This window comes from Kitasatospora sp. NPDC059146 (assembly GCF_042786665.1).
Lineage (GTDB): Bacteria > Actinomycetota > Actinomycetes > Streptomycetales > Streptomycetaceae > Kitasatospora.
Map to the genome: position 1 here is coordinate 40263 of NZ_JBHZCY010000073.1, position 6202 is coordinate 46464.

The 6202-nt window shown below is 75.6% G+C and carries 5 protein-coding genes; 3 read left to right on the plus strand and 2 right to left on the minus strand.

Annotated features, from left to right (window positions below; genetic code table 11):
* Window positions 1–50: 50 nt before the first annotated feature.
* Window positions 51–2075 (minus strand): M3 family metallopeptidase, encoded by a 2025-nt coding sequence (locus tag ACFXPX_RS27440; protein WP_380594824.1) that lies wholly within the window; start codon window positions 2073–2075, stop codon window positions 51–53.
* Between the two features lie 188 nt (window positions 2076–2263).
* On the opposite strand from ACFXPX_RS27440, the gene ACFXPX_RS27445 reads away from it, so the two are divergent.
* On the plus strand, window positions 2264–3976 hold the full coding sequence (locus ACFXPX_RS27445; RefSeq protein WP_380643831.1) for a bifunctional 3'-5' exonuclease/DNA polymerase: 1713 nt from the start codon (window positions 2264–2266) through the stop codon (window positions 3974–3976).
* Window positions 3977–3982: 6 nt separating this feature from the next.
* On the opposite strand, the gene dhaM is transcribed toward ACFXPX_RS27445, so the two are convergent.
* Window positions 3983–4375 (minus strand): dihydroxyacetone kinase phosphoryl donor subunit DhaM, encoded by a 393-nt coding sequence (dhaM, locus tag ACFXPX_RS27450; protein WP_375896688.1) that lies wholly within the window; start codon window positions 4373–4375, stop codon window positions 3983–3985.
* A gap of 147 nt (window positions 4376–4522) precedes the next feature.
* On the opposite strand from dhaM, the gene dhaK reads away from it, so the two are divergent.
* Both dhaK and dhaL read left to right on the plus strand, forming a co-directional pair.
* Window positions 4523–5518, plus strand: a complete 996-nt coding sequence (gene dhaK / locus ACFXPX_RS27455) for a dihydroxyacetone kinase subunit DhaK (protein ID WP_380643833.1) — start codon at window positions 4523–4525, stop codon at window positions 5516–5518.
* An 11-nt stretch (window positions 5519–5529) separates the two neighbouring features.
* A partial coding sequence (gene dhaL, locus ACFXPX_RS27460; protein ID WP_380643835.1) for a dihydroxyacetone kinase subunit DhaL occupies window positions 5530–6202 on the plus strand: 673 nt, incomplete at its 3' end.

Genomic DNA, 6202 nt, shown 5'->3' on the forward strand with positions numbered 1-6202 from the left:
CGGCCCGTCCCGTCGACCAGCCCAGACCGCCGACTAGCCCAGACCACCGACTAGCCCAGTCCGCGGCGCTCCAGCAGCGGCGCGGTCTCCGGCGCCCGGCCGACCACCGCGCGGAAGGACTCCAGCGGGTCCCGGCCGAACCCGCGCGCCAGCAGCTCGCGCCGGAACAGCTCGCCGCTGTCCCGCACCGACCGCCCGTTGGTCTCGAACCACCGCACGGTGTCCGCGTCCAGCACCTCCGACCAGATGTACGCGTAGTACCCGGCGCTGTAGCCGCTGGAGAAGATGTGCTGGAAGTACGGCGTGCGGTAGCGCGGCGGGATCGCCGCCACCGCGAGACCGGCCTCCGCCAGCACCCGCGCCTCGAACTCCTCGGCGTCCTCGACCCGGTGGCCCTGCGGCAGGGTGTGCCAGGCCCAGTCCAGCAGCGTCGCCGCGAGGTACTCCACCGTCCGGAAGCCCTCCCCGAACCGTTCGGCCGCGGTCATCCGCTCGACCAGCTCGGCCGGCAGCGGCTCCCCGGTGGCGTGGTGGCGGGCGTAGTTGGCCAGCACCTCGGGCCGGACCATCCACATCTCGTTGACCTGCGAGGGGAACTCCACGAAGTCCCGCGGCACCGCGGTGCCCGCGAACAGCGGGTAGCGCACGTCCGAGAACAGCCCGTGCAGCGCGTGCCCGAACTCGTGGAACAGGGTGCGCACCTCGTCCCAGCTCAGCAGTGCCGGCTCGCCCGGCGCCGGGCGCGGGACGTTGAGGGTGTTCAGCACCACCGGCCGCCGCCCGGTCAACCCGGACTGGCCCACCAGCTCGTCCATCCACGCGCCGCCGCGCTTGGACGCCCGCGCGTGGAAGTCCCCGATGAACAGGCCCAGCGCGGTGCCGTCCTCCTCGAACACCTCGAAGACCCGGGCGTCCGGGTGGTGCGCCGTCAGTTCCGGCCGCTCGGTGAAGGTGATCCCGTACGCGAGCCCCGCGGCGAAGAACACGCCGTCCACCAAGACCCGCTCCAGCTCGAAGTACGGGCGCAGCGCGGCGGTGTCCACCTGGTAGGAGGCCTGCCGCACCTTCTCCGAGTAGTACGCCCAGTCGTGCGCGGCGATCTCCTCGACGCCGTCCGCGGCCGCCACCGCGGCCAGTTCGGCGGCCTCCCGGCGGGCGTTCGCCACGGCCGGCTCCACCAGCCGGGCGAGCAGCCCGGACACCGCCTCGACCGTCCCGGCCGTCTCGTCCGCGACGACGTGGGCGGCGTGGTTCGGGAAGCCCAGCAGCGCGGCCCGCTCGGCGCGCAGCCCCGCCATCCGGATCGCCAGCGGCCCGTTCTCCGCGCCGGCGCGGGCGAGCGAGGCGGCCAGCAGCCGCTCGCGCACCGACCGGTCGGCCAGCTGGGCCAGCTCGGGCTGGGTGGAGGTGCTCTTCAGGCTGAGCACGTACCGGCCCTCGTGGCCGAGCACCCGGGCGTTCTCGGCGGCCCCGGCGATCGCCCCCTCGGACAGCCCGGCCAGCTCCTCGGCGGTGTCCACGACCAGCGCGGCGGCGCGGGTGGCGGCGTTCACGTTCTGCTGGAACGTCGTCCCCAGCGCGGCGAGTTCGGCGTTCAGCTCGCGCAGCCGGTCCTGCTCGGCCGAGCCCAGCCGGGCGCCGGAGCGGACGAACGCGGTGTACCAGCGCTCCAGCAGCCGCAGCGACTCCGGGTCCAGCCCCAGGGCGGCCCGGTTCCCGTGCAGCGCCTCGATCCGGGCGAACAGCCGCCGGTCCAGGTGGATCGCGTCGTGGTGGGCCGCGAGCAGCGGGCTGACCTTCGCCTCCACCTCCTCCAGCAGCTCGGTGGTGTCGGAGGAGGACTGGTTGCGGAACACCCGGTCCACCCGGTCCAGCAGCTCACCGGAGCGCTCCAGGGCCACCAGGGTGTTCTCGAAGGTCGGCTCGGACCGGTCGTCGGTGATCGCCGCGATCTCGGCCAGCTGCTCGGCCGTTCCGCGCTCGTACGCGGGCAGGTAGTGCTCCTCCCGGATCTCGGCGTAGGGAGGCAGTTCGTAGACCAGGGGGCTGGCCGCGAAGAACGGGTTCTCGGTCATTCCGCCGACCCTACGCGGTGTCACCCCGCGTGCCCATACACCCCAGGTCATCGTTGTCAGACCCACCCGTTAACGTCGACCGCGCGGACCCCCGGTCCGCACACCCGCGCCCCACCCGTACACCCGCCCCGCACCCCCGGCCCGCCGCAGCACCGCCAGAAGGCGCCCCAGGAGAGGAGACACCCGCCGTGGCCCCCAGAACGGCCCTCGTGCCCGACCAGCACGGCCCCGGCGGCCGCCTCCAGCCGCTCGACGACACCGGCCGGCCGCTCGGCCCGCCGGAGGCCGTCCGCGACCTCGCCGCGGCCGTCGCCGCCCTGGAGTCCGCCGACCGCCCGCGCTGGGTCTGGGCCGCCGCCGACTCCGGGTACGCCCCGCTGCTGCCCCGGCTGCCCGACCGGCTCGCCCGCTGCCACGACCTCCGGCTGGTCGAGGCGCTGCTGCTGGCCCACGAGGGCCGCTTCGGCGCGCCCCGCTCGCTCGGCGCCGCCTGGTCCCGGCTGCACGGCCTGCCCGTCCCGGACGACCTGCCCGAACCCGGCCTGTCCGACGCGGACGACGGCCAGGACACCCTGTTCGCCCCCGACCGGCTGCAACTGCCGCCCGGCGCCGACCCACTGGCCGCCGTGGTGGCCGTGCACGCCGAACAGCAGCGGCGGATCGCCGCCGTCACCGACCCGGCCGCCCGGCAGCGCTTCCGGCTGCTGGTCGCCGCCGAGTCCGCCGGCGCCCTGGTGGCCGCCGAGATCGCCCACGACGGCCTGCCCTGGCGCTCCGACGTCCACGACCGGCTGCTCACCGACCTGCTCGGCCCCCGCCCCGCCGTCCCCGGCACCCAGCCCCGGGTGCTCGCCGACCTCGCCGTCGAACTCCAACAGGCCCTCGGCGCCAAACCGTTCAACCCCGACTCGCACACCCAGGTGCTGCGCGCCTTCGCCGAGGCCGGCATCCAGTTGACCTCCACCCGCTCCTGGGAGCTCAAGCGCATCGACCACCCCGCCGCCCAACTCCTCATCCGCTACAAGGAACTGGCCCGGATCCACGTCGCCCACGGCTGGGCCTGGCAGGACGCCTGGGCCCGCGGCGGCCGCTTCCGGCCCGAGTACGTGGTCGGCGGCGTGGTCTCCGGCCGCTGGGCCAGCCGCGGCGGCGGCGCCCTGCAGATCCCGCGCATCCTGCGCCGCGCCGTGGTCGCCGACCCGGGCTGGCTGCTGGTGGTCGCCGACGCCGCCCAGCTGGAGCCGCGGGTGCTCGCCGCACTCTCCCAGGACGCCGGGCTGGCCCGCACCGCAGCCGGCGGCGACCTCTACGAGTCGCTCGCCGCCCAGGCCTTCCAGGGCGACCGCGACAAGGCCAAGCTCGGCCTGCTCGGCGCCATGTACGGGCAGACCAGCGGCGACATCGGCCCGCTGCTGAACACCCTGCGCCGGCGCTACCCGGCCGCGATGGGCTACGTCGAGGCGGCGGCCCGCACCGGTGAGGACGGCGGCGTGGTCACCTCCCGGCTCGGCCGGGTCTGCCCGCCGGCCTCCGCCGCCTTCCTCGACCTCACCGAGGCCGACGCCGGCGGCGAGACCGGCGGCCGCACCGCCCGCGCCCGCGGCCGCTTCACCCGCAACTTCGTCATCCAGGCCAGCGCCGCCGACTGGGCGCTCGCCCTGCTGGCGGCGCTGCGCCGGCGGCTGGGCGAACTGCCCGTGCCCGGCCCGGCGGACCGCCCGCACCTGGTGTTCTTCCAGCACGACGAGGTGATCGTGCACACCCCGGCCAACCTGGCCGAGCAGGTGGCCGCCGCCGTCGCCGAGTCCGCCGACGAGGCCCGCCGGCTGGTCTTCGGCGACACCCCGGTGCGCTTCCCGCTCAGCACCGCGGTGGTGGACTGCTACGCCGACGCCAAGTGAGCGCCGCTACACCTTGCGGAAGGAACGCGCCTCCTCCGCGGCCGCGACCACCTCGGCCAGCCCCGCCCCGGTCGAGGCGGTGACGACGGCGGCCACCGCGCCCTCCACGAACGGCGCGTCCACCAGCCGCACCCCCGGCCGCGGCTCGTCCTCCAGCACGGTCACCGCGGTCAGCACCGAACTGCCGAGGTCCGGCAGCACCACCACCCCGGCCCCGCCGTCCGCCTCCACGACCGCCCCGGCGATCAGCTCGTAGCTGGTGCCGAGCCCGCCGTCCTCCGTCCCGGCCGCGACCACCACCCGCACACCGTCCGGGGCGAGTTCACCGAGCAACTCGCGCAGCCCCTCGGCCAACTTGGCACTGTGCGACACCAGAACGATTCCCACCCGTCCACTCATGCGCCCGACCCTAGGCCCCGCCCCACCGCACCGGAAGGGTGAGCGGAACCGCGCGTGTCGCACCCCGTGCCCGCACCCCCCATCCGGCGTAGCGTCGGCCCCAGGCTGTTGCGTCCACACCGCGGTCACCCAAGGGAGCGAAGAACGTTGAAGAAACTGATCAACACCCCGGAGAGCGTCCTGGAGGACGCCCTGGCCGGAGTCGCCGCCGCCCACCCCGAGCTGGCGGTGGACGTCCCCAACCGGGTGATCACCCGGGCCGCCCGCCCGGCCGGCCCCAAGGTCGCGCTGATCTCCGGCGGCGGCTCCGGCCACGAGCCGCTGCACGGCGGCTTCGTCGGCCCCGGCATGCTCGACGCCGCCTGCCCCGGCGAGGTGTTCACCTCCCCCGTCCCGGACCAGATGCTGGCCGCCGCCAAGGCCGTGGAGAACGGCTGCGGCGTCGTCTTCGTCGTCAAGAACTACACCGGCGACGTGATGAACTTCGAGCTCGCCGCCGAACTCGCCGCCGAGGAGGGCCTGGAGGTCCGCACCGTCCTGGTCGACGACGACGTCGCGGTCGAGGACTCCACCTGGACGGCCGGCCGCCGCGGCACCGGCGCGACCGTCCTGGTCGAGAAGACCACGGGCGCCCTCGCCGAACGCGGCGCCCCGCTCGACGAGGTCGCCGCCCTCGGCGAGCGCGTCAACGCCGCCTCCCGCTCCTTCGCGATCGCGCTCACCGCCGCCACCGTCCCGGCCGCCGGCAAGCCCGGCTTCGACCTGCCCGAGGACGAGATCGAGGTCGGCGTCGGCATCCACGGCGAGCCCGGCCGCCGCCGCGAGAAGCTCCGCCCCGCCCGCGAACTGGCCGCCGAGGTGGTCGAGACCATCCTCGCCGACCACCACCTGACCCCGGGCGACGAGGTGATCGCCCTGCTCAACGGCCTGGGCGCGACCCCACTCCTGGAGCTGTACGTGGTCTACGGCGAGGTGGCCGCCCGGCTCGCCGACCGCGGCATCACGGTGGCCCGCAGCCTGGTCGGCAACTACGTCACCAGCCTCGACATGGCGGGCTTCTCCCTCACCCTCACCAAGGCCGACGCCCAGCTGCTGGACCTCTGGGACGCCCCGGTCGACACCCCCGCCCTCAAGCGCGCCTGAACGGAGCCGGCATGGACTTCGACACCCCCCTCGCCGAGGCCTGGATCCGCGCGATCGCGACGGCCGTCGAACAGCAGCAGACCCTCCTCACCGACCTCGACTCGGCGATCGGCGACGGCGACCACGGCAGCAACCTCCGCCGCGGCTTCGCCGCCGCCCTCGCCGCCCTGGACGACCTCCGGCCGGACGGCCCCGGCGCCGTCCTCACCAAGACCGGCACCACCCTGATCTCCAAGGTCGGCGGCGCCTCCGGCCCCCTCTACGGCAAGGCCTTCCGCGCCATCGGCGCCGCCCTCCCCGGCCCCGCCGACCCGGCCACCCTCGCCGAGGCCCTGGCCGCCGGCCTGGACGCCATCCGCGCCCTCGGCAAGGCCGACCCCGGCGACAAGACCATCGTCGACGCCTGGACCCCCGCCGTCGCCGCCCTCCGCACCGCAGCCGCCACCGGCGCCGACCTCCCCGAAGCCACCGCAGCCGCCGCCGAAGCCGCCGAACAGGGCGCCCGCGCCACCACCCCCCTCCGCGCCCGCAAGGGCCGCGCCTCCTACCTCGGCGACCGCAGCACCGGCCACCAGGACCCCGGCGCCACCTCCACCGCCCTCCTCTTCCGCACCCTCGCCCAAACCACCGCCCCCAGACCACCCCCCCCCCCCCCACCCGGCGGGGGGGGGCCCGCCCCCCCCC